Raw genomic sequence first — 22,310 nt, 5'->3', positions numbered from 1 at the left:
ATATGGAAGAGCCTCGTCGCCTAGGCGGCAGGTACGAGCTCGGCGGCGTCCTCGGACGCGGTGGCATGGCCGAGGTGTACCTCGCCCACGACACCCGGCTCGGCCGCCAGGTCGCCGTGAAGACCCTCCGCACCGACATGGCCCGCGACCCCTCGTTCCAGGCCCGGTTCCGCCGCGAGGCGCAGTCCGCGGCCTCGCTGAACCACCCCGCCATCGTCGCGGTCTACGACACCGGCGAGGACTACATCGACGGGATCTCCATCCCGTACATCGTGATGGAGTACGTCGAGGGCTCCACGCTGCGCGAACTGCTGCACACCGGGCGGCGGCTGCTGCCCGAGCGGGCGCTGGAGATGACCATCGGCATCCTGCAGGCGCTGGAGTACTCGCACCGCGCCGGCATCGTGCACCGTGACATCAAGCCCGCCAACGTCATGCTGACCCGGCAGGGCAACGTCAAGGTGATGGACTTCGGCATCGCCCGCGCGATGGGCGACGCCGGCATGACGATGACCCAGACCTCCGCGGTCATCGGCACCGCCCAGTACCTCTCCCCCGAGCAGGCCAAGGGCGAGACCGTCGACGCCCGCTCCGACCTGTACTCGACCGGCTGCCTGCTGTACGAGCTGCTCACCGTCCGCCCGCCGTTCGTCGGCGACTCCCCCGTGGCGGTGGCCTACCAGCACGTGCGCGAGGAGCCCGCCCCGCCGTCCGCGTACGACCCCGAGGTCCGCCCGGAGATCGACGCGATCGTGCTGAAGGCGCTCGCCAAGGAGCGCGACTACCGCTACCAGTCCGCCGACGAGATGCGCGACGACATCGAGCGCTTCCTCGACGGCCTGCCGGTCGCCGCCGCCCAGCAGGCCGCCTACGGCATGGGCGCGGCCGGCTACGGCTACGACCAGGGCAACGGGCAGTACGACCCGTACGGCCAGACCAACGTGCTGCCCCAGCAGGGCGGCCCGACCACCGTGCTGCCGCCGGTCGGCAACCAGCAGCCCGCGCCGTACGGCGGGTACCAGGACGGCGGCTACGGCAACGGCAACGGCGGCGGCTACGACGACGGCTACGAGGGCCGCGGCAGCCGGCGGCGCGAGGAGCAGCCGAAGAAGAGCAACACCTCCTGGATCGTCCTGGCCGTCGCGGCGGTGCTGGTCCTGGTCGGCGCGTTCTTCGTGGTGCAGGCGATGGTGAAGACCGGCGGAGGCGCCTCCAAGACCAGCGTCCCGAACCTGGTCGGCAAGTCGCTCCCCGACGCGCAGGCGGCGGCGAAGTCGCAGAACCCGAAGCTCACGGTGGCCGCGGGCGACCCGATCGCCTGCCCCGACACCAAGATCCAGAAGGACCAGGTCTGCACCCAGGAGCAGGCCGCGGGCACCGAGGTCGCCGTCGACACCAAGATCATCGTGCACCTGTCCTCCGGCCCGGCCCAGGTCGACGTCCCCGACGTCACCAACCAGACCAAGGACGCCGCCACCGCGGCCCTCTCCGCCAAGGGCTTCCAGGTCACCGTCAACTACAGCAACGACGACAAGGTCGACCAGGACAAGGTCATCTCGCAGTCGGTGTCCGGCAAGGCCGCGACCGGAACCCTGATCACCCTGGTGGTCTCCTCCGGCTCGCAGAAGGTCACCGTGCCGAACCTGGTCGGCCAGTCCCAGGACAACGCCTCCCAGCAGCTCGCCGAGCTCAACCTGACGGCGAACGTGGTCACCAAGACCGTCACCGACCAGACCAAGGTCGGCCAGGTCATCGACCAGTCGGTGCCGAAGAACAGCCAGGTCAAGAAGGGCACGCAGGTCACCCTGACGGTGGGCAAGCTGGCCGACAAGGTCACCATGCCGCCGCTGCAGAACCTGAAGGTCGGCGATGCCATCGCCAAGCTCAACGAGCTCGGCCTGCGCTACCAGCTGGCCGGCCCGCAGGACTCCAACGCCGTGGTGGTCAGCTCCAACGTGCCGGCCGGCACCCAGCTGAACCCGAACGACATGGTGATCCTGGTCGTCAAGTCCGCGGACAAGCCGTCCCTGCCCTGACCGGCAGCGCACCGCACGAAGGGCCGCACCGTCCGGGACGGTGCGGCCCTTCGGCGTTGACGGCCCGTCAGCGCAGCTCGGGCGGCGGCGTGCGGCGGGCGTCCACCGGATCCACCCGGACCAGCTTCGCCCACACCGCCATCCGGTAGCGCGAGGTGTACACCGGCGTGCAGGTGGTCAGCGTCAGGTACCGGCCCGGGCCGGTGAACGGCGAGCCCTCCGGGACGGGCGCCACCACGCCCACGTTGTACTTGGAGGTCTGCGGCAGCGTCCCGGCGACCTGGTACACGTACCAGTCGTCCCGGGTCTCCACCACCACCGCGTCGCCGTCGACCAGCCGGTCCAGGTCGTGGAACTTCGCGCCGTGCCCGTCCCGGTGCGCCGCCAGCGCGAAGTTGCCCTCCGGGTCCCACGGCATCGCCGAACGGTACGGCTCCTCGTACACCCCGGCCACGCCCTCGTTGAGCACCTCGGCGGTGGTGCCCATCCGGATCAGCGTCTGGTCGTCCTTGCCGAACGCCGGCACGTGCAGGAACCCGATGCCGTCACCCGCCGCGTACTCCACGGCAGGTGACGCCTCGTCACCGGGACCGGGCGACAGCGGGGCGCTCCAGGTCTGCCGCAGCCGGTCCCCCTGCCGGTCCGCGTGCCGCTGGGCGACCACGTCCGTCCACCACAGCGAGTACCCGACGAACAGGGCCAGCACCAGGCCGAGGGTGATCAGCAGCTCCCCCGCCAGCCCCAGGGCCGAAGCCACCCGTCCGCGCCGCTGCCCGCTCCGAATGGCTGTGCCCATGGTGCCGTGCCTCGCTGCTCAGTGTTGCCCGGTCAGCGCCTCCGGCTGCCCCTGGCTCCTCGGCCGTTCCTCGACCATCTTGCCAAACACGATCAGCCTTCCCCGGGCACTGAACTCCGGCGTGCATGTCGTCATCGTCAGATAGCGCCCCGGCGCGGTGAACGGCGAGCCCTTGGGCACCGGCTGGATCACCGCCACGTTGCTCGGCGGCGTCTCCGGAATGCCGCCCGCCACCTCGTACGTGTAGTACGCCGTGGCCGTCTCCACCACGATCCGGTCGCCCGGCGCCAGCTGGCCGATCTTCCGGAACGGCTGGCCGTGCGTGGTCCGGTGCGCCGCGACCGCGAAGTTGCCGGCCTGGTCGGACGGCATCGCGGTGCCCGCGTAGTGGCCGACCAGGCCCTTGTCCAGCACCTGCTGCTTGTTGGTGCCCTCGGCGATCGGGTACGTCAGGTCCAGCTTCGGAATGTGGATGATCGCGAAGCCCTTGCCGGGCTCGAACGCGGTCTGCGGCGGCGGCGTGGCACCGCCGGGCTGCGGGGCGGCCGGCTGCGCCCACTGCTGCTCCAGCTTCTTGCCCGCGGCGTCGGCGGCGTTGTCCGCCACCACGTTGGTCCACCACAGCTGGTAGGAGACGAACAGCAGCATCACCACGCCGAGGGTGATGAACACCTCGCCCACCACCCGGGCCAGCACCACCCGCTTGCGCTCCTTGGGCCGCGGCGGGCGCGGGCCCGCGGCCCGCCCGGCGGCCCGGCGCCGTCCGGTGCCCGCGCGCAGGCCCACCGGCCCCTGGGCGCGCCGGCGCCCGGCCCGGCCGTCCGCCCCCGGTATCGCCCCGCGGTCCGGCCCGTCGGCGGGCAGGCGCAGCTGCAGGGTCTGCTCCGGGGCGGGCTCGTACACGCCCCAGCCGTCCGGCTCGTCCTGGTCCTCGGGAACGCCCCGCTCCGGGCGCACGGCGGTCATCCGTCAGCTCCGGCCGATGACCGGCGCGAGTCCCGAGGAGCGGCCCACCGCCTCCGGGAAGCCGCACTCGGCCAGCCAGTTGGCGAGCATCCGGTGCCCGCCCTCGGTGAGCACCGACTCCGGGTGGAACTGCACGCCCTCGACCAGCAGTTCACGGTGCCGCAGGCCCATGATCACGCCGCTCTCGGTGCGCGAGGTGACCACCAGCTCGGCGGGCACGGTGTCCGGCTCGACCGCCAGCGAGTGGTAGCGGGTGGCGGTGAGCGGCGAGGGCAGGCCCTCGAACACCCCGCCGTCCTCGTGCACCACCGACGAGGTCTTGCCGTGCAGCAGCTCCGGTGCCCGGCCGACCACCGCGCCGTAGGCCACGGCGATCGACTGCAGGCCCAGGCACACCCCGAACAGCGGCAGCCCGACCTCCGCGCAGCGGTGCACCATCTCGACGCACACCCCGGCCTCCTCGGGCGTCCCGGGCCCGGGGGACAGCAGCACCCCGTCGTAGCCCTCCTCGCCGTCCCTGGGCCGGGCGTGAGCCACCGTCAGCTCGTCGTTGCGGACCACCTCGCAGACCGCACCCAGCTGGTACAGGTACTGCACGATGTTGAAGACGAAGCTGTCGTAGTTGTCGACCACGAGGATCCGGGGCGGGTGGCCGGCGGAGGTCATCGCTACTCCTGGGGGTGTGCGGGCGTCGAGGGGCGGACGGGACGGGGACGGGGCCCGGTTCAGCCACCGGCGCCCTGGTCCACCGTCACGTTCCCGAAGGGGAGCAGCGGCTCGGCCCACGGGAACACGTACTGGAACAGGACGTAGACCACCCCGAGGACGAGCAGCAGCGCGATCAGCGCACGCACCGGCGCGGGGCCCGGAAGATGCCGCCAGATCCAGCCGTACATGGTGCTCCTCGATGGTCGGGTCGGCACAAGCGTAGACGCCAGTCCGTCCCGCCCAGGCCGGTATCCGCCCAACAGGACCGGCGCGGCGGCCTACTGGGCCGAGGCGGCCCGCAGGTCGATCGATCCGGCGTACCCTGGCAGGCTCAACTCGCCGCTCTCCTGGACCTTCCAGCCCAGCCCGTAGGCGGCCACGTAGCCCAGGTAGTTGCGGATCGTCGGGTCGGCGTCGATCGCGGCGTGCAGCGCCTCGGTCTTCCCGACCGCGCGGATCACGTACGGCGGCGAGTAGACCCGGCCCTGCAGCAGCAGCGTGTTGCCGACGCAGCGCACCGCGCTGGTGGAGATCAGCCGCTGGTCCATCACCTGGATGCCCTCGGCGCCGCCGCGCCACAGGGCGTTCACCACGGCCTGGATGTCCTGCTGGTGGATCACCAGGTCGTTCACGCCGGGCTCGGGGACGCCGGGGATCCGGGCGGTGGCGTTCGGCGGGGCGTCGTCGAGCGTGACGGTCAGCCCGGGCCCGCGCAGCGCGTCCAGCCCGGCGTCCTGCTGCAGCGCGGCCAGCCTGGCGGTGTCGTCCGGGCTCTGCCCCTGCTCCCGGGCCAGCCGGTCGGCGCGCTCCTGGTCGGCCGCGACCTGCTCCTGGAGCTGCTGGTTCTGGGTGGAGCGCTGCTGGATGACGTCGCTGAGCTTGAGCAGCGAGTTGTCGGTGCGCAGGTCGGTGCCGTGCGCGGTCTCCGCGCTGACGTAGAAGAGCAGCCCGGCGAGTGCGAAGACGGTGCAGGTCAGGGCATGTCCGACAATTCGACCTCGGCGCGGGCGCGCGGTCGGGCTCGGCGAAGAAATCGTGGAATCAGGCACCGTACCCTTATCTCCCTCAGACCCGGCGAGCCACTACGCTAACGGACGCCGGTGGCATGTGCGGAGCTCCGGTCGTACCGACCGGTCCCGTGTGCCACCCCGCCCCCACTGACCACCTGCGCGGTCACAGCGCATCGACAGGAGAGCCCCTCGTGCCGAAGTCTCGACTCCGCAAGAAGGCCGACTACACGCCGCCGCCGTCCTCCGCGACCGCCGTGAAGATCAGTTCCGGCCGGAGCTGGGTGGCACCGCTGATGCTGGTGCTGTTCCTGATCGGCCTGGCCTGGATCGTGAGCTACTACGTGACCAGCGGCACCTGGCCGATCCGCAGCTGGGGCAACTGGAACATCCTGGCCGGCTTCGGCTTCATCGCGGCGGGATTCGGCGTCTCCACGCAGTGGAAGTGAGGCCGGCGCCGCCCTCCGGGCGGCGTCCGGTCCGACCGCTCACCACACCGCTCCGGCCCTCGGCAGGGGCGGTCGTCGGTGTGTCCGGACGGCGGTCGACCACGGAGCGTCCGAACGTTTATCCACAGGGTTGTCCACACTGGGGAAAACTCCGCCAGCCCTGTGGATAACTCGCAACGCAGCAGGATAACGCGCGTAGAAACGGGAAATCCAATCGGCCGTCCCGCTCCAGCGTCCACCGCCTGTGGACAGAGCGCGCCGATGCCCGTCAGCCCGGCAGCCGTGCCATCCCGGCCAGCACCAGGCCCAGGCTCGCCGCCAGCACCGCGACCGTCGTCAACCCCTGCACCAGGTTCCGGTGCGCCCGTGGGGCGTACATCATGCCCGCGCCGATGACGACGCCGGCCGCCAGCCCGCCGAGGTGGGCCCGCCAGTCGATCCCGCTCAGCGAGAACGTGATCACCAGGTTCACCACCAGCAGCACGATCACCGGCTGCAGCGGCACCCGGTTCACCCGGAACAGCACGCCGGTCGCACCCAGCAGCCCGAAGATCGCACCGGACGCACCGACCGTGAACAGCTGGTCCGGCCCGGCCGTCAGCAGGAACGACAGCGCGTTGCCCGCGATGCCCGCCGCCAGGTACAGCGCCAGGAACCGCACCCGGCCCAGCACCCGCTCCAACTGGGGGCCGAGCACCCAGAGCGAGAACATGTTGGTCGCGATGTGCAGCAGGCCGCCGTGCACGAACATCGCGGTCACCAGCCGGTACCACTCCTCCGGCCCGGCGGCCATCCCGTACCGCAGGCCCGGCAGCGGCGCCCAGCTGACCAGGCCGAGCTTGACCTGCCACTCCTTGGAGACGTACTCGGTCAGCAGGAAGACCAGCAGGTTCAGGCCGATCAGCACCTTGGTGACCAGGGCCCCGTCCCCGAGCGCCAGCACCCCGCCGAACGTCGTCCGCGGCCGGGGCCGCTCGGCGGCCGCGCCGTGCACGCACTCCGGGCACTGGAAGCCCACCGAGGCGGGCACCATGCACTCCGGGCAGACCGGCCGGCCGCACCGGGCGCAGGACACTCCGGTCTCCCGCTCGGGGTGCCGGTAACACCGGGGCAGCCCGGCACCGTGGCCGTCCACAGGCGTCGGCCGCACGGGCTCGTCCGGAAGCATCGGCGCAGTTCCTCCTCAACGAAACGGTCCCGGCGCCGCCGCCGCGTCGAACGGGGCACCGCCGGGACCGTCCAGGCTACTGCGCGCCGGGGCGCGCGGGGCCGCCCCGCGGGGCGGCAAGGGCCCGAATCAGCCGCGCGAGACGACGACCGACTCGATCACCACGTCCTCGACCGGGCGGTCGTAGGGCTTGGTGGTGGCGGTGGTGGCGATCGCGTCGACGACCTGCCGGCTGGCCGCGTCCACGACCTCGCCGAAGATGCTGTGCTTGCGGTTCAGCCAGCTGGTCGGGGCCACCGTGATGAAGAACTGCGAGCCGTTGGTGCCCGGGCCGGCGTTGGCCATGGCCAGCAGGTACGGGCGGTCGAACGACAGGTCCGGGTGGAACTCGTCGCCGAACTTGTAGCCCGGGCCGCCGGTGCCGTTGCCCAGCGGGTCGCCGCCCTGGATCATGAAGCCGTCGATGACCCGGTGGAACACGGTGCCGTCGTACAGCGGCTTGGCAGCCAGCTCGCCGGTCTCCGGGTTCTTCCACTCGCGGGTGCCCTCGGCCAGCTCGACGAAGTTGGCCACGGTCTTCGGGGCGTGGTTCGGGAAGAGCTTGACCACGATGTCACCGCGGTTGGTCTTCAGAGTGGCGGTGAGTTCCTCGGCCACGGGAGTACCTTCCTGTCTTTCAGCTGACTATCCGAGGAATCATCCCACGGGTGCCGCAGACGGCTCAGCCGAAGGTGCTCGGCAGATAAGCAGCATGCATGATCTCCTATCAGGTGGAAAGGTGCATACCCGGACAACGCCGGACACCCGCCGAGAAGGAGAAGCCCGTGAGCCGTACGGACACCGCGCGCGAGACCGCCGGACGGGCGAGGGACGCCGTCGCGCCCTACGCCGCGTCCGCCAAGGAGGCCGCCCTGCACTACGCCGAGGAGGCCCGGCAGGTGCTCGGCCCCCGGCTGGAGGCGCTCGGCCCGAAGGCCGCGGCCGCCGGGGCACAGGCCCGCAGCGGGGCCGGCCAGGCCGCCCACGCCGCCCGGGTGCAGTACGCCAAGCACCTGGCCCCGCACTTGGAGCACGCCTTCTCCAGCCTTCCCCCGGACACCCAGAAGGGCGCCCTGAAGGCGTTCCACCGGGCCCAGGAGGCCGCCCTCGCCGCCAAGCTGTCGGCCGGTCAGGCCGCCTGCCAGGCCCGGGCGACCGTCGCGCCCAAGGTCGCCGAGACCTTCCAAGCCGCCAAGGAGAGCGTCACCCCGCTCGCCCACGAGGCACAGACCCGCGGCGCCGCCGCGATCACCGCACTGCAGGGCAACGTCACCGCCGCCGAGATCAGCGGCCTGGCCGCCAAGAACGCCAAGAAGAAGCGCTGCAACAGCCGGGCGACCGGCCTCGCCGTCGCGGGCGCGATCGCCATCGGCGCCGGCGTCGCAGCCTGGCAGTGGTACCGCAAGCAGAACAACCCCGAGTGGCTGACCGAGCCCCCGGAGCCCGCCTCCGCCCCCCTCACCCCGGGCATCGCGCCCGAACCGGGCACCGCCGCCGGCGCACCCGTCGGCGGGGCGGTCGTGAACGGCTCCGTCCCGCACGACGACCTGGAGGACGCGGAGGCCGGCCCCGTCGCGAAGCCCACCCCGCCGCCGACCGAGCCCGCCGACGACGACCGGCCCAAGCCGCACGACCCGCGCAAGCCGCACTGAACCCGCACCGCGGTCCGGGCAGGACCGCAGGCACACGGAAACGGCCCCCGACCTGTACCCCAGGTCGGGGGCCGTTCAACGACTGTGGAGCCTAGGGGAGTCGAACCCCTGACATCTGCCATGCAAAGACAGCGCTCTACCAACTGAGCTAAGGCCCCGAGCAACGGGCACTAGCCTACCCGCTCCCGGGCAACGCCCAGCGCGGGTTTCGGACCGGCCCCGGCGCGCGCTCCGCGGGCCGGTCCGAGGAAGACTCGTGCGTCGACTCAGCGGCCGGCCGGGACCGGGTCGGTGGCCTCGGTCCACAGGTCCTGCTCGGCGCGGTCCGCCTGGACCTGACGGTAGACAAAGAAGCCGCCGAGGGCGACCAGGGCGACCAGGAGGAGCTTCTTCACCGCGGGACCTCGTCCTTCTTGCTTGCTTGGATGTAGGGGCACGAACCAGCGGTCAGGCTGAAGACCGCCCTGGGGCCGATGATACACACCGGTAACCGGTTCAGAAGCGGCCCCCGCCATCGCCAACCGGCCGATCTGCAAGCGCCTTTGACGCTCCCCCACCAGTACGGTCATCGGACTGCGGGCCCGCTCCCCACCCTCACCGACGCCCCCGGGTGCGCCGCCGGTTCCGAACCGGTGGCGCACCCTTCGCCCCCTTTGCCCGTCCGGACGACTACTTGTGCCGCCGCCTGCGCAGGTGCGCGACGTCCCGCCGGATCGCCCGGACGTCCTCGCCCAGCGAGTCCAGCCGCGCGCCGTGGGCGTCCAGCCGGGACTCCTGCCGGGAGATCCGCTCGCCGATCGCGGTGATCACCTTTCCCTGCGCGTCCAGCCGCCGGTCCACCGAGCCGAGCGCGTGGGCCAGCTCGGCGACCGCGCCCGGCAGGTCCTCCGCGGTGAAGCCGTGCCCCGGCGCCTCCTCCGACCCCTCGGCCACCGGCGGCGGGGACGGCGGGCAGGGCTCGAACGGCTCCAGCCCGTCGATCCGGCACCGCCAGGCCGCGACGGCCGGATCCCGCCGCTCCGCCTCGTGCTCGTCCCACCGCAGCTCGCTCCAGCGCTTCCACGGCCGGGCCCGGAACGCGTGCACGACCGGCGGCCCGGCCACCGGGCGGGCCGCCGTCCCGACCAGGTCGAGCAGTCGGCTGCGGACCCGGCGGGCGACCTCGCTGTCCCGCAGCAGCATCGCGACGTTCAGCACGGCGCGCCGCGAGTACAGGGCCACGCCGTTGCCGCCGCCCTGGGGGCGCCGGGCGCCGTCGCCGGCGGGTGCCTCGATGCCGCTGACCTGCCAGAGTGACATCATGTAACTCTGGTGCGCCGGGTTATCCACAGGCTTGAGCACCGTGTACCCGTTGCTCTCCAACTCCTGGCGGTGGCGGCGGACCATCTGCCGGAGGACGTTCTCACCGACCCCGAAGTAGTCGGCGACCATCCGCGTGGTGACGTGCAGTCCGTCGGGCAGCAGGACGAGGGCCTTGACCTCGTCGAGGACTTCGGTGCGCCCGCACAGGCCGCTTCGGAGCGTCCTGGATTCGAGCAGCGCGGCTTCCATGGACATGGGGATGCCTCACAGGGTGGAAGAAGACGTGACGTGGGAACCGCCCAGTCGCCCGGGGCGGGCGGGGCCGGTCGTCCGCCGGCCGGAGCAGAGGTCGCGCTACGTCCCACGTCACCCAATGACCGGGTCTGTCGCCCGGCTATCCCCGACTTCACATCAGTTTCGAGTCAGCTCACCCTGTGTTGCCTCTGCGCACCGGGTTCAACGAGCCGGGGCGGGCGGGGTCACGGCCGATCGCGGGGGAGAACGTCGAAGGCCCCGATCACCAGGTGATCGGGGCCTTCGCGCCGGTGGGCCTAACAGGACTTGAACCTGTGGCCTCTTCCTTATCAGGAATAGTGCTTTCCGCAGGTCAGCAGCGCCCAGCGTTCCCGCAGGTCAACAGTTTCTACACCTGTCCGACACTGCCCGACACTGGCCAACACCGCGATCCCGAGCCGTGATTCCGGACGAATTCCGGACTAGGCAACTACCCGCAGCCTGCGGGAATGCGGCTCGCGGCGGGCCCGGGCTTCCTTCCAGTCGGCCATCGCCACGAGCACCTGGCCCGCCGCGTCGGAGGCCGCGTGGGTGTAGAGCCACGTCACCTCGCCGCCCCGCTCGTGGCCCAGCAGCTCCTGGGTGACCGCCTCCGGCACGCCACGGTCGTGCCACCTGGATGCGACGGTGTGGCGCTGGTCGTGGAAGTCCGGCCAGTAGTCCGTTCGACTCTTCTCGACCTCGACCAGGCGGCCCGTCTGCGGGTTCAGCACCTCCTCTTTCCAGGTGCGCACCGTCTGGCGCCCAACGCCGCTATCCATGATCGCCTTGATCCACAGGCGTCGGAACGCGCTCCGCCGAAGCGGCGCCCGACCGGCCTCGCCCTTCCGGTTGCGCCGGTTCCGGCCGTGGAAGACGAGCTCCTCCGGGTGGAGACCGTCCTTCGGGTCGGTCCGCGCGGTGCTCGGCTGCTCCTCGGCCAGATGCTGGCGCAGCACCCGCACCGCCAGCGGCGTCAACGGAACGGTGCGCAGGCCCGCATCGCTCTTGGGGTACGCCTTGCGGCGCAGGTGCCCGCGGGTCTCCGTGAGGACTTCCCGCACCTTGATGCGGGCCCCGGCCAAGTCGACCCAGCAGGCGCGCAGGCCGGCCAGCTCACCCCACCGCAGCCCGGTCTCCTGGGCGACGATCTGAAGTGTGTGGTGGTAAGAGGGGAGACAGGCCCGGACGCGCCAGAGCTGGGCGTACGTCGGCGGCCGGCGGTCGTCCGGGTGCTTGCCCTTCGCCTTGGGCAGCTTCACCCCGTCGCAGGGGTTCGAGAGAATTCGCCGATCCAGGACGGCCGCGGTCATCATGCGGTCCATCACCTGGAACACCTTGCTGATGCTCGATGGGACCAGCGGCCCCTCCAGCCCGGACACCCAGGTCTGGATCTGGAGCCATGATGGTGCGAGCAGCGGCTGGGCGCCCCACCGGGGCCCGATGTAGTTGGTGTAGGCCCAGACGTCTCGGGCTTTGGTGTTCTCCTCGGCGTTCTTCATCGTCTCCTGGAAGAGCTCCCACCAGGCGCTGATCTTGATCTCGCCGCGCCGCGGGTCCAGCCACTTGCGTTCGCGGATCTCGGTGCGTGCCTTCTCCAGGAAGGCGATCGCCTCGTCCTCGTTCTCGAAGTTCCTCGCATACTCACGCTCGCCGGGCGGGTAGACGCGAGCCTGCCAGGCGCCGGTGCAGTCCCGGCGCCGCCGGCGCTTGGGTTCGGGGAACTCGGTGATGCAGCGGGGGCAGCCGCACTGCATCGACGGCATCTGCCTCGGGTTGTTGGTGGCCTTACGCCCCACGGAGGATCACCTGCCGGTGGTCGTCGCGACGCCCGGCGTGCGGGACGGCACGGTACTCGGGCGGCAGGGGGATGGTGTCCCCGCAGAAGCAGAACAGTGCACCTTCGTCGGCGGCCGGCGCGTCGAGGTCGCTCAGGAGGGCGCCGATTTCGGCCACTGCGGTGCGGGGGTTGGCGTCACGCCGAACGAGGATCGAGACGCTCGGCGGGTCGTACAGGACGGGCTGGACCGCCAGGTCGACGTGGCGGATACGGATGCACATGGGCCACCCCCAGAATTCGGCACAACGGCATGGGCGTACGCGTGTGCCGCAGCTGGAGGAGGTTCCGCGGCTCGGGCCGTCGGCGGATGGAGGGGTGCCGGTGGCTCGACCTCGACCGTACCCCGTGTCGTGGCATATGCACCCGGGGTTAGTAGAAAAAGTGAAGAGGATCGTCCGGTTGGCGACTTGTCGACTTCGGATGCCAGTTCAGGAAGCGCGGGCCGTCCGGGCGAGGAGCTCGGCCTGTTCGATCAGAATGCGCTGCTGGGTGGTCGGCAGGCTGCGGTAGAGCCGCAGCAGCTTCTTCTCGCGCTCGGCGTCCAGGTCGCCAGGTGCCCGCCGACCAGCCGATTCGAATACCTCGGCCACCGTGACCCCGGGAAGTGCTCCGGCGATCGCACGGAGCCGGTCCGGGTCGATGCGTCCGTCCGTCCCGCGGGTTCGGTTGACCCAGGCGTTGATCGTCGGGAGGGGGATGCCGGTCTCGCGAGCGAGCCAGGTCTGGTTCAGGCCGGCCTCGGCGAGGGCTCGTCGGATCAGGCTGGACAGGTCCTCACCTGCGCCAACGGCTCCCGCTTCTGCATCCATATGTAGAAGCATCGCGCAAGCCGTGTTGCATGTGCAATACGAACTGCCCAGCGTGGCCTGGATGCACCAGACCTTTAGGGAGCCTTTAGGGAGGCATCCGGGGGACGGTCGGCACTGCACGGCACTGCACGGCACTATTGACGAGGCTCTACATCTACATGTAGAACAGAGACATGAACGAAGCGCCCCACCGGGGGCGCCGGAACCAGCCACACGAGGACGCCATGCGACGACGGAACTGCGGAGCCGAGCTCCGGCGGGCCATGCAAGAGGCCGGCCTCAAGATCCCGAGCCTCACTCTCGCCACCAGGCGGGTCGACCCCACCGGGGCTGGCCTCTCCCAGGCGATGGTGGGATTCATCGTGGGCTCCGGGAAGACTGCGCGGGAGGAGTGCAGCGAACGAGCCGCTCGCCTGCTCGCCGACGCCCTGGGAACGCCCATCACCGACCTCTTCATCCCCGAATTGTCCGTGGTCGCCGACTCTACATCTACACCGAGAGGCGAGATGCAGACCACGCCGAACGCCGGGCCCGAACCGCTCATGACCGAGCGGGAGCTGCTGGCCTACCTGCGCAAGAGCGGGTCCTGGCTCGACGTCGAGATCCGCGAAGGGCGGATCACGCCGATCTACGCGGGCCGTAGCCGCCGGTTCGACCGGCAGCAGGTCCTGGCCGAGCTCCAGGCCGCCTACGCCGCGGCCTGACCGGCCCTCAGAAATGGGTCGGGCCCCCGCCCGGAGATCACCGGTTGCGCCCGGTGCCGTTGCGAGAGCCCAGCGGCCCGCCGATCACACCACCACTCCGAAGAGAAGGAGGCAGGCCGCATGTCGCAGCCTACCGAACTCCAGCTCCAGAGCAGCACGTTCAGCGTGCTGGCCAACCTCGCCGCCCGCGCGGAAACCGCCGGCGTCCCGGGCCCCGCGCCGCAGTGGCGAATCAACGGCGACATGGTCACCGGCTGGATCATCACCGCCGACGGCACCGCGTTCACCGCCCTCGACTTGTGGTTCCGCAGGATCATCGGCGCCGGGCGGTTCGAGACCCGCACGGAGCAGTACCCCGACGGCCCCCGCCGCATCTGGGCGATCGGCACCGTCATCGACGGCATCTCCATCCACCTCGCCGCATCCGTGCCGGCTTCCGCCGCGCCGCGCCAGCAGGCGGTGGCCGCGTGACCGGGCCCATCGCCACCATCGCCGCGCTCCACACCCTGCTCACCGACCACCCCGAGCTGGCGGCGACGCCGCTCCACTGGGACATCCACCCCAACGGCGAGCTCACGGCGAGCGCCCCGCACGGTGCCGCTGGCGGGCACGCCGCCGTCCGGGCGCTGGCCACGGCCCTCGGCTTCGAGACCGTCACGTACGACATCCGCCGCCCCGGCACCCCGAACGCCACCCGCCACGTCGGAGTCGCGTACGACGCGACGTTCGCAGGTGCGGTGCTGCGGGCCTGGGCCTACGAACCGGTCGCTCCCCTGCCGATGCGCGAGGTCCACACCGACGCCGAGCAGCAGCTGTGCGCGTCCTGGATCGACGAGCACGGCGACCCCGCCGACTGGTCGCAGAAGACCCGCCTCACCTACGCCAACACGCTCGCCAACCTGCGCGCCGGGGGTGCCCTCTGATCGCCGTCATCGCCGCCGCCGCCCTGGCCGTCATGGCCGGCCTGCTCGCCCTGCCGGGCCTCCAGCGCCGCATCGCCGCGCGGCGCCTCCACACCCAGGTCCGCACCAACACCCCGATCCACCTGCCCCGCCAGCGCAACGAGGAGAGCTGATGCGCATCGTGACCCGCCGCCAGCAGGAGGCCGCCGACCGTCGTGTCCGGCTGCTCCAGGACCAGCTCGCCGAGGCCCGTGCCGACGTCCTCGTGCAGGCCGGCGCGACCGCCCTGGTCGCCGACCGCGCCGAGACCGCCCAGGCCGGACTCAAGAGCAGCTGCGTCGAACTCGCCGCCAGCGGCCGCGAGATGGCCGAGCAGATCAACCGCCTCCAGGGGCAGGTCCGGATGCTCCAGCGCGACCGCGACGGCCTGCGCCGCCAGCTCGACCACGCCCTCGGCTACAGCCCCGCCCAGCTGGCGCGTATCGACGCCGGCAACACCACGAAGGAAGTCGCATGAGTTTCACCTTCGCCCCCGCCACGCGGGAGAAGGCCATGGCCCGGATCGCACTCGAAGGACCGTCCGGGTCCGGCAAGACGTTCACCGCGCTGACCCTCGCCACGGCCCTGGCCGACCGCGTCGCGCTGGTCGACACGGAGCGTGGTTCCGCGTCGAAGTACGCGGTCGGCACCTCGGGGGGCGGCTTCGCCTTCGACACCGTCCAGCTGAGCAAGTACGACCCGCGGGACCTGCCCGGCATCCTCGCCGCCGCCGCGCGGGGCGGGTACGGCGCCGTCGTCGTGGACTCCCTGTCGCACTTCTGGATGGGCACCGGCGGCATGCTCGAGATGGTCGACTCCCTGGGCAAGCGGTCCGGGGCCGGCGGCTCCTTCGGCGGCTGGAAGGAGGCCCGCCCGGTGGAGCGCGCCATGATCGAGGCGCTGCTGGCCTACCCCGGGCACGTCATCGTCACGATGCGCACGAAGTCCGAGTGGGTCATCGAGGAGGACGAGCGCGGCAAGAAGCAGGTCCGGAAGATCGGCACCAAGGCCGAGCAGCGAGAGGGCCTGGAGTACGAGTTCGACCTCGTCGGCGACCTCGACCAGGAGAACACCCTCGTGGTCACGAAGTCGCGGTGCCCGGAGCTGGCCGGAGCGGTCATCCGCCGCCCGGGCCCGGACATGGCCGCCACGATGCTGGCGTGGCTGCAGGACGGCACCGCGGTGCCGGACGTGTCGGACTTGCTCGACCAGGCCGCCGACGAGTCGCTGACCTACGAGGGTGCGTTGGCCCTGCACGCCTCCGCCGAACAGCACCGGCTCCTCGGCGCGGCGATCCTCCACCCGGTGACGGCCCAGCCGACCACCTTCAGCGCCTACCTCACCGAGCGCGGCAAGGCCCTGCGTGCCGCCCAGCCGCCCGCCGCCCCTGACGGCCCGACCGCCGCCTGACCCGCCTCGTGGGGGCCGCGCTGCCTGCCCGACGCGGCCCCGCCCCTCCCCGAACGGAGACCTCCGTGGTCGACCCCACCCCCGAGCAGCTCGCCGTCGTCGACGCGCACCAGCGCGGCCAGCACCTGGTCGTCCAGGCCGGCGCGGGCTGCGGCAAGTCCTCAACCCTGCGCCTGCTCGGCGCCGCCGACCGCCGCCGCATGCTGTACGTCGCCTACAACAAGGCGATCGCCACCGACGCCGCCGCGTCGTTCCCGCGGACGGTGAGTTGCTCCACCGCGCATTCCCTCGCCTTCCGCGCGGTCGGCACCCAGTACGCGCACCGCCTGCGCGGCCCCCGCCAGACCGCCTTCGACGCCGCCCGCATCCTCGACGTCCCCCGCCTGCTGGACATCTCCGGGCCCGCGGCGATCGTCAACGACCTCGGCGACCAGACCGCCATGCCCACCCCGAAGATCATGCGGATCGCGTTGGAGACCGTCACCCGCTGGTGCTACAGCGCCGACTTCGAGATCGCGGCCCGGCACCTGCCCCGCCGTCCCGGCCTCCAGAAGCCGGAAACCCTCGCCCAGCTCGGCGCCCTGGTCCTGCCCGTCGCCCGAGCAGCGTGGCGCGACCTGCTCCGCACCAACGGCCTGCTGAAGTTCCAGCACGACCACTACCTGAAGATGTGGCAGCTCGGTCGGCCGCGCCTCCGGGCCGACGTCGTCCTCCTCGATGAGGCCCAGGACACCAACGACGTCGTCGCCGACGTCCTGCTCCACCAGGACCACGCGCAGCGGATCGCCGTCGGCGACTCCGCGCAGCAGATCTACGAGTGGCGGGGCGCGAACGACGCCCTCGCCCAGTTCGAACAGCGCCTCGGTGCCGAGCAGCTCACGCTCAGCCGGTCGTTCCGGTTCGGTCCGGCGATCGCCGAGGCCGCCAACGCCTGGCTCTACATCGTCGGCGCGCCGATCCGGCTCACCGGCCACGACCCGATCCCGTCCCGCGTCGGCCGCGTCAAGGACCCGCAGGCCGTGCTGTGCCGCACCAACGCCGGCGCGATGACCGTCGTCATGGACTACCTCGCCGCCGGGCGGCGCGTCGCCCTGGTCGGCGGCGGCGACGAGATGCAGCGCCTCGCCCGCGCCGCCGAGCAGCTGCTCGCCGGCCAGCCCACCGACCACCCCGAGCTCTCCGCGTTCTCCACCTGGCAGCAGGTCCGCGAGTACGCCGAGGACGAGGCCGACGGCGCGGACCTGCGGGTCCTGGTGAAGCTCATCGACGAGCACGGCCCGCGCGCCATCCAGGCCGCGACCGCGAGCCTCACCGGCGAGGACCAGGCCGACATCACCGTGTCGACCGCGCACCGCTCCAAGGGCCGCGAGTGGGACCGCGTGCTGATCCACGACGACTTCCGGCCGCCGTCCCCCGACCCCGTCACCAAGCTGGTCACCGTGCGCCGCGAGGAGGCCCGCCTCGCGTACGTCGCCGTGACCCGCGCCCGGCTCGACCTCGACGCCACCGCGTTGGAGTGGGTGTGCGACGTCCGGGCGGTGGCCGCGTGATGGCCGGCCTCTGCGGCTCCGGCACCGTGCCGTGCGGCGCCCCGGCCCGCCTCTACCCGTGCGGCTGGCGCTGCCCCGCCCACACCCCGGCCGCCGTCGCCGGCGTGCCGGAGGCCCCGCCCGGGCCCGGCTACACCCCGCAGGCCCTGCCCACTCCGGCCTCCGCCTCGGCGCTGGTCGACGCCCGGGCCATCGCGTTCGGCAAGCGCCGCTCCAGCCCCGCCGTCTACCGCCTCGCGCAGGCCGCCACCGGCCGCAGGCCGCACCCCGCCGAGCCCGGAGCCGCCGCGTGACCGTCGCCGCCCTCCGCGCCCTCATCGACGCCGAGACGCCCGCCGTCGTCCGGCCGCCAGCCCCCCGCATCCGCCCCCGCACCCAGCACCCCGAGGAGGTCCGGCCCGTGAACACCCAGCAGGCCGTCGCCGTCTCCATGTACCGGGACGGCGAGACCGTCGCCGCCATCATCGACGCCACCGGCCTGGACCAGGACGAGATCGCCGACGCGGTCCGCAACGCCGGCCACGAGTACTTCGCCGAGCCGCAGAACGACGGCCCCACCGACGCGGTCGCGACCACCGCACAGGGCCTCATCGCCTGGGGCATGCAGCACCCGTCGCCGCGGATGCAGCGCCTCGCCGACCAGGCCCGCACCGCGCTCGCCGACCTCCAGCAGGCCCGCCGCCGCGAGGCCGTCGTCACCGCGGCCGAGGAGCGGGTGCGCGCCGCCGAACAGGCCCTGGCCGCCGCCCGGGACGCCCTGCGCGCCGCCAAGGGAGCCCCGGCCCCGGCCGGGCGCCCGGACCGCGCCGAGGCCGCCGCGATCCGGATCTGGGCCCGCGACCACGGCCACACCGTCGGCGCCGCCGGCATGATCCCGCGCGCCGTCGTCGACGCCTACCGCGACGCGCAGGCCGCGTAGAGCCGCTGGCGGCCCCCGGATGTCTCCCCGGCCAGGGGCCGCCAGCACCAGCCACCAACCGCACCGACCCGAAGGACCACCAAGTGGGCATCCGCCTGATCGTCGAGGTCATGGACCACGCGCCCTCGACGCTGACGCACCGTGAGGCATGGGTCCTCGCCGTGCTGGCGGAAGACGCCAACGACGGGACGCGCATCTGCTGGCCCGGCATCGAGGACGACCCCGAGACCGTTCGCCGGATGCGGATCCCCTCCCGCTCCAGCCGGTACGACGTCCTGCGGGCTCTCAAGGCGAAGGGCGCACTGGAGGCCGTCGAGACAGGCCGTCGGGGCCGCCGCGCCGTCTACCGCATTCCCACGTTCGCGGTGCTCGCCCAGGCCGGACAGGGTCCGGATCCTCAGGACGCTACCGACCCGCAGGGTCCGGATTTCCCGGACGCTAACAGCCCGTCAGGGTCCGGATTCTCAGGACGCTATGAGGCTCCACAGGGTCCGGATTCTCAGGATGCTAACCCTAGTTTGGGTCCGGATTTGACCCCCATAGCGTCCGGGAAACCCGGACCCCTACCCCTCACCCCCCTCAAGAGAGAGAACTCTCCCGCCCCGCGCGCCACACCCGCCCCTGCGGCCGACCTGTTCGAGGCCTTCTGGACGGCGTACCCGCGCAAGGTCGGCAAGGGCGCCGCCCGGAAAGCCTGGGCCGCCGCGCTGAAGCGCGGGGCCGACCCCGCGGCCATCGCCGCAGCCGTCCCCCGCCACGCCGCCTTCTGGGTCGCCGTCGGCACCGAGCCGCGCTTCGTGCCCCACCCCACCACCTGGCTCAACGGCGAGCGCTACGACGACGAACTCGCCCCGCCCACCCCGCAGCAGCCCCAACACCAGAGCTACGCAGACCGAGGGATCTACTGATGACCACCGCCTACGAGCCGCCCGAGGACGAGTTCCTCCGCGCCGAACCGCACGACCTGGAGGCCGAGCAGGCCTTCGTCGGCCAGGTCGCACTCGCCCGCGACCCCCGCCGCATCCTCCGCGACACCGCCATCGCCCCCGCCGACTTCTACCGGCCCGGCCACGCCACCATCCTCACCGCGATGGCCGCCCTCCTCGACGCCGGCCAGCCCATCGACCCCATCACCATCACCAACCGCCTCCAGGCCGACAGCAACCTCACCCGTATCGGCGGCCCCTCCTACCTCCACACCTGCATCCAGGCCGGCGCCGTCGCCGCCAGCGTCGACTGGCTCGCCGACCACCTCCGCGCGCTCTCCCTCCGCCGCCAGCTCATCCGCGCCGGCCGCGAGATCGCCCAGGCAGCCTTCGACCCGGCCGGAGGCGACGACGCCGCCGCGAACCTCGCCGAACAGGCCGTCGCCCGACTCCGCGACGTCCGCGACGCCGGTCGCGCCGCAGAAGACACCCCCGTGCTCGACATGCACGACTTCCTCGCCATCGACCACGGCGACTACGACTGGGTCCTGCCCGGCCTGCTGGAGCGCACCGACCGCATCGTCTGGACCGCGGGCGAGGGCGGCGGCAAGAGCGTCCTCCAGCGGCAGCTCGCCGTCACCGCCGCCGCCGGAGTGATGCCGTTCAACGGCTCCATCAACCAGACCGGCGCCGCCCGAGTCCTCGTCCTCGACTGCGAGAACTCCGCACGCCAGTCCGCCCGCCACTACCGGGCCCTGATGAACACCGCCGAGCGCCAGCGGACCCCCGTCAAGCGCGACCAACTCCACATCGACCTGCGGCCCGAAGGCGTCGACCTCACCCGGGCGGACGGCCGCGCCTGGCTGATGCGCAGGGTGGAGGCGGTGATGCCTGACCTCCTCATCGTCGGCCCGATCTACCGGCTCCACGCCGGCGACCCGAACTCCGAGGAGCTCGCCCGCAAGGTCACCGTCGTCCTCGACGAAGCCCGCGCCACCGCCGGCTGCGCGCTCTCCCTCGAAGCGCACTCCCCCCAGGGCAACGGCCTCGGCCCCCGCGCCCTCCGCCCCGTCGGCTCCAGCCTCTGGCTCCGCTGGCCCGAATTCGGACTCGGCCTCCGCCCCGTCGAGGACGAGCGGACGGCCCAGGACGACCGCGGTCGCCGCATCATCCCCTGGCGCGGCGCCCGCGACGAACGGGACTGGCCCGCCTTCATCTGTCAGGGCCACGAAGGCGGATGGCCCTGGCGCGCCTACACCCCCATCGACACCAACATCACCGGCTACTCGCCCACCGGTGCCCTGTCCTGACCACTGACCACCCATCACCCCACCACCAAGGAGAACTGCCCCATGGCCGGAGACACCGTCATCACCCTCGTCGGCAACCTCGTCGACGACCCCGAGCTCCGCTTCACCCCCTCCGGAGCCGCAGTCGCCAACTTCCGCATCGCCTCGACCCCGCGCACCTTCGACCGCCAGACCAACGAGTGGAAGGACGGCACCACCCTGTTCCTCCGCTGCAACGCCTGGCGCCAGGCCGCGGAGAACATCGCCGAGACCCTCCAGCGCGGCATGCGCGTCATCATCCAGGGCCGCCTCGTCCAGCGCTCCTACGAGACCAAGGAAGGCGAGAAGCGAACCGCCTTCGAAGTCGAGGTCGACGAGATCGGCCCGTCCCTCCGCTCCGCGACCGCCCGCGTCACCAAGACCCAGCGCGACGCCGCTCCGGCCGGACGCCCGCAGGGCCCCGCCGGCGACCCGTGGTCCAGCACCACCGCCCCGGCCCCCACCGAACCGCCGTTCTGACCCAGCCCGGCGGCCGGGGGCTTCGCGTCCCCGGCCGCTTGACGGCCCGCCACCCATCTGACCCGACCACGGAGACCCACATGCCGAAGCGCACCCCACGCGAGCAGATCGAGCGCGCGTTCCACGTCAGCTTCAAGCTTCCCGAGCAGGCCACGGCGCTGCTCGACGCCTACCGCGACCAGGTCCGCGAGGAGCTCGCCGCCGCCGAGAAGCGGGCCGAGCAGTGGGAGCAGGCCCGCGACGCCGAAGTCCTGGCCACCACCCGGGTGTTCGACGAGTACTACCGGCGCTGGCAGTCCACGGTCGTCGAAGCCCGGCGGCAGGCCCGCCGCGCCGACGAACTGGAGCAGCGGGCAGTGGACTCCGCCTGGAACACGATGCGCCTCGGCGAGGAGATCACCCGGCTCCGCGCCGCACTGCGAGAAGCCCGGGACACCCTCACCGCCAGCGCGCCGCCACCCCGCTGTTCCACATGGCCGCCAAGTAGCCCGCCCGCCGGCCGTCCCCGGACGGCCGGCCCCAACCCGAGGAACACCGTGCTCATCAACCTCACCCCCCACCCGATCCGGATCTACCGCCCCGAACGCGCCGACGGATCCGACGACATCGACGACGGCCTCCTCTGCGTCATCCCGCCCGAGAAGCAGCCCGCCCGCATCGCCACCGTCGAACTCGGCACCGAGTACACCGACCTGGTCCCCACCTCGATGGTCGAGTACGGCCACACCCACAACCTGCCGCCGAAGCGGGAAGGGGTCTATCCGATCGTGTCCCTGCCGGTCGCCCTCTCCCGCGTCCCGTACGGGCGCAACGACCTGCGCGTCCCGTACCTGGAGGTCCGCAACTCCACCGGCACCGTCATCGGCTGCCGGATGCTCGCCCAGCCCGTCTGATCCCGCCCCGTGGGCCCCCCCCCGCGCCGCGGCCCCCCCCCCCCCCCCAAACATCACCCCCATAACCCCCCCCCCCACGCCCACCGCCGGCAAACCCCCCCCCCCCCCCCCCCC

The 22,310-nt window shown here is 72.2% G+C and carries 27 protein-coding genes and 1 tRNA gene; 15 read left to right on the top strand and 13 right to left on the bottom strand.

Annotation, left to right across the window (positions count from 1 at the left end; translation table 11 throughout):
* Positions 1-2: 2 nt before the first annotated feature.
* Positions 3-2,036: a Stk1 family PASTA domain-containing Ser/Thr kinase gene (gene pknB, locus ACFV1L_RS18635; RefSeq protein ID WP_380367108.1), complete on the top strand. Its 2,034-nt coding sequence runs from the start codon at positions 3-5 to the stop codon at positions 2,034-2,036.
* Between the two features lie 67 nt (positions 2,037-2,103).
* Here the strand turns inward: pknB and ACFV1L_RS18630 are convergent, their stop codons facing one another.
* The 5 genes from ACFV1L_RS18630 to ACFV1L_RS18610 all read right to left on the bottom strand — a co-directional run bounded on the left by ACFV1L_RS18630 (position 2,104) and on the right by ACFV1L_RS18610 (position 5,555).
* Positions 2,104-2,832: a class E sortase gene (locus tag ACFV1L_RS18630; protein WP_380367107.1), complete on the bottom strand. Its 729-nt coding sequence runs from the start codon at positions 2,830-2,832 to the stop codon at positions 2,104-2,106.
* Positions 2,833-2,850: 18 nt separating this feature from the next.
* On the bottom strand, positions 2,851-3,798 hold the full coding sequence (locus tag ACFV1L_RS18625; protein ID WP_380367105.1) for a class E sortase: 948 nt from the start codon (positions 3,796-3,798) through the stop codon (positions 2,851-2,853).
* A gap of 3 nt (positions 3,799-3,801) precedes the next feature.
* Positions 3,802-4,464, bottom strand: coding sequence for an aminodeoxychorismate/anthranilate synthase component II (locus ACFV1L_RS18620; protein WP_380367103.1), 663 nt, complete (start codon positions 4,462-4,464; stop codon positions 3,802-3,804).
* 59 nt (positions 4,465-4,523) lie between these two features.
* Positions 4,524-4,694 carry a hypothetical protein gene (locus ACFV1L_RS18615; protein WP_014137037.1) on the bottom strand — a complete coding sequence of 57 codons (171 nt, stop codon included), beginning with the start codon at positions 4,692-4,694 and terminating at the stop codon, positions 4,524-4,526.
* A gap of 90 nt (positions 4,695-4,784) precedes the next feature.
* The gene (locus ACFV1L_RS18610; protein WP_380367101.1) at positions 4,785-5,555 is read right to left on the bottom strand and encodes a DUF881 domain-containing protein; all 771 of its coding nucleotides are present in this window, start codon (positions 5,553-5,555) and stop codon (positions 4,785-4,787) included.
* A gap of 152 nt (positions 5,556-5,707) precedes the next feature.
* Between ACFV1L_RS18610 and crgA the strand changes: the two genes are divergently transcribed.
* Positions 5,708-5,962 carry a cell division protein CrgA gene (gene crgA, locus ACFV1L_RS18605; protein WP_035864452.1) on the top strand — a complete coding sequence of 85 codons (255 nt, stop codon included), beginning with the start codon at positions 5,708-5,710 and terminating at the stop codon, positions 5,960-5,962.
* Between the two features lie 268 nt (positions 5,963-6,230).
* Here the strand turns inward: crgA and ACFV1L_RS18600 are convergent, their stop codons facing one another.
* Positions 6,231-7,130 carry a rhomboid family intramembrane serine protease gene (locus tag ACFV1L_RS18600; protein WP_380367100.1) on the bottom strand — a complete coding sequence of 300 codons (900 nt, stop codon included), beginning with the start codon at positions 7,128-7,130 and terminating at the stop codon, positions 6,231-6,233.
* Between the two features lie 129 nt (positions 7,131-7,259).
* Positions 7,260-7,787 carry a peptidylprolyl isomerase gene (locus ACFV1L_RS18595; RefSeq protein ID WP_380367098.1) on the bottom strand — a complete coding sequence of 176 codons (528 nt, stop codon included), beginning with the start codon at positions 7,785-7,787 and terminating at the stop codon, positions 7,260-7,262.
* A 167-nt stretch (positions 7,788-7,954) separates the two neighbouring features.
* Between ACFV1L_RS18595 and ACFV1L_RS18590 the strand changes: the two genes are divergently transcribed.
* On the top strand, positions 7,955-8,821 hold the full coding sequence (locus tag ACFV1L_RS18590; protein WP_380367096.1) for a DUF5324 family protein: 867 nt from the start codon (positions 7,955-7,957) through the stop codon (positions 8,819-8,821).
* Positions 8,822-8,906: 85 nt separating this feature from the next.
* On the opposite strand, the gene ACFV1L_RS18585 is transcribed toward ACFV1L_RS18590, so the two are convergent.
* From ACFV1L_RS18585 to ACFV1L_RS18560, 6 genes are all read right to left on the bottom strand, one after another.
* Positions 8,907-8,979, bottom strand: a tRNA-Ala gene (locus tag ACFV1L_RS18585).
* Positions 8,980-9,087: 108 nt separating this feature from the next.
* Entirely contained in the window at positions 9,088-9,216 is a 129-nt protein-coding gene (locus tag ACFV1L_RS18580) for a DLW-39 family protein (RefSeq protein ID WP_014137031.1), read from the bottom strand.
* A gap of 274 nt (positions 9,217-9,490) precedes the next feature.
* Positions 9,491-10,378, bottom strand: a complete 888-nt coding sequence (locus ACFV1L_RS18575) for a hypothetical protein (protein WP_380367094.1) — start codon at positions 10,376-10,378, stop codon at positions 9,491-9,493.
* 461 nt (positions 10,379-10,839) lie between these two features.
* Positions 10,840-12,195 (bottom strand): tyrosine-type recombinase/integrase, encoded by a 1,356-nt coding sequence (locus ACFV1L_RS18570; RefSeq protein WP_380367093.1) that lies wholly within the window; start codon positions 12,193-12,195, stop codon positions 10,840-10,842.
* Entirely contained in the window at positions 12,185-12,457 is a 273-nt protein-coding gene (locus ACFV1L_RS18565; RefSeq protein ID WP_380367091.1) for a hypothetical protein, read from the bottom strand. The genes ACFV1L_RS18570 and ACFV1L_RS18565 overlap by 11 nt, the downstream gene beginning before the upstream one ends.
* Before the next feature lie 207 nt (positions 12,458-12,664).
* On the bottom strand, positions 12,665-13,045 hold the full coding sequence (locus ACFV1L_RS18560; protein WP_380367089.1) for a helix-turn-helix domain-containing protein: 381 nt from the start codon (positions 13,043-13,045) through the stop codon (positions 12,665-12,667).
* A 224-nt stretch (positions 13,046-13,269) separates the two neighbouring features.
* Here ACFV1L_RS18560 and ACFV1L_RS18555 point away from each other — a divergent pair, with 224 nt between their 5' ends.
* The 12 genes from ACFV1L_RS18555 (at position 13,270) to ACFV1L_RS18500 (ending at position 22,196) form a co-directional block, all read left to right on the top strand.
* Positions 13,270-13,749: a hypothetical protein gene (locus tag ACFV1L_RS18555; protein ID WP_380367087.1), complete on the top strand. Its 480-nt coding sequence runs from the start codon at positions 13,270-13,272 to the stop codon at positions 13,747-13,749.
* Positions 13,750-13,869: 120 nt separating this feature from the next.
* The gene (locus tag ACFV1L_RS18550; RefSeq protein WP_380367086.1) at positions 13,870-14,220 is read left to right on the top strand and encodes a hypothetical protein; all 351 of its coding nucleotides are present in this window, start codon (positions 13,870-13,872) and stop codon (positions 14,218-14,220) included.
* The gene (locus ACFV1L_RS18545) at positions 14,217-14,672 is read left to right on the top strand and encodes a hypothetical protein (RefSeq protein WP_380367084.1); all 456 of its coding nucleotides are present in this window, start codon (positions 14,217-14,219) and stop codon (positions 14,670-14,672) included. The genes ACFV1L_RS18550 and ACFV1L_RS18545 overlap by 4 nt, the downstream gene beginning before the upstream one ends.
* A gap of 151 nt (positions 14,673-14,823) precedes the next feature.
* Positions 14,824-15,168, top strand: a complete 345-nt coding sequence (locus ACFV1L_RS18540; protein ID WP_380367083.1) for a hypothetical protein — start codon at positions 14,824-14,826, stop codon at positions 15,166-15,168.
* On the top strand, positions 15,165-16,100 hold the full coding sequence (locus ACFV1L_RS18535) for an ATP-binding protein (RefSeq protein ID WP_380367081.1): 936 nt from the start codon (positions 15,165-15,167) through the stop codon (positions 16,098-16,100). The genes ACFV1L_RS18540 and ACFV1L_RS18535 overlap by 4 nt, the downstream gene beginning before the upstream one ends.
* A 65-nt stretch (positions 16,101-16,165) precedes the next feature.
* Positions 16,166-17,650: a UvrD-helicase domain-containing protein gene (locus ACFV1L_RS18530; protein WP_380367080.1), complete on the top strand. Its 1,485-nt coding sequence runs from the start codon at positions 16,166-16,168 to the stop codon at positions 17,648-17,650.
* On the top strand, positions 17,650-17,943 hold the full coding sequence (locus ACFV1L_RS18525) for a hypothetical protein (RefSeq protein ID WP_380367078.1): 294 nt from the start codon (positions 17,650-17,652) through the stop codon (positions 17,941-17,943). The genes ACFV1L_RS18530 and ACFV1L_RS18525 overlap by 1 nt, the downstream gene beginning before the upstream one ends.
* Entirely contained in the window at positions 17,940-18,569 is a 630-nt protein-coding gene (locus ACFV1L_RS18520) for a histone-like nucleoid-structuring protein Lsr2 (RefSeq protein WP_380367077.1), read from the top strand. The genes ACFV1L_RS18525 and ACFV1L_RS18520 overlap by 4 nt, the downstream gene beginning before the upstream one ends.
* Positions 18,570-18,652: 83 nt before the next feature.
* On the top strand, positions 18,653-19,477 hold the full coding sequence (locus ACFV1L_RS18515; RefSeq protein ID WP_380367075.1) for a hypothetical protein: 825 nt from the start codon (positions 18,653-18,655) through the stop codon (positions 19,475-19,477).
* On the top strand, positions 19,477-20,805 hold the full coding sequence (locus ACFV1L_RS18510) for an AAA family ATPase (RefSeq protein ID WP_380367073.1): 1,329 nt from the start codon (positions 19,477-19,479) through the stop codon (positions 20,803-20,805). Before ACFV1L_RS18515 ends, ACFV1L_RS18510 begins: the two co-directional genes overlap by 1 nt.
* Before the next feature lie 42 nt (positions 20,806-20,847).
* Positions 20,848-21,303 carry a single-stranded DNA-binding protein gene (locus tag ACFV1L_RS18505; protein ID WP_380367071.1) on the top strand — a complete coding sequence of 152 codons (456 nt, stop codon included), beginning with the start codon at positions 20,848-20,850 and terminating at the stop codon, positions 21,301-21,303.
* An 80-nt stretch (positions 21,304-21,383) separates the two neighbouring features.
* On the top strand, positions 21,384-22,196 hold the full coding sequence (locus tag ACFV1L_RS18500; protein WP_380367069.1) for a hypothetical protein: 813 nt from the start codon (positions 21,384-21,386) through the stop codon (positions 22,194-22,196).
* The last annotated feature ends 114 nt before the right edge of the window (positions 22,197-22,310 follow it).

The sequence above is a fragment of the Kitasatospora sp. NPDC059646 genome, from assembly GCF_042734615.1.
Taxonomy (GTDB): domain Bacteria; phylum Actinomycetota; class Actinomycetes; order Streptomycetales; family Streptomycetaceae; genus Kitasatospora.
The sequence above is the reverse complement of the archived record's forward strand: the minus strand, read 5'-3'. Positions and strand labels throughout refer to the sequence as shown.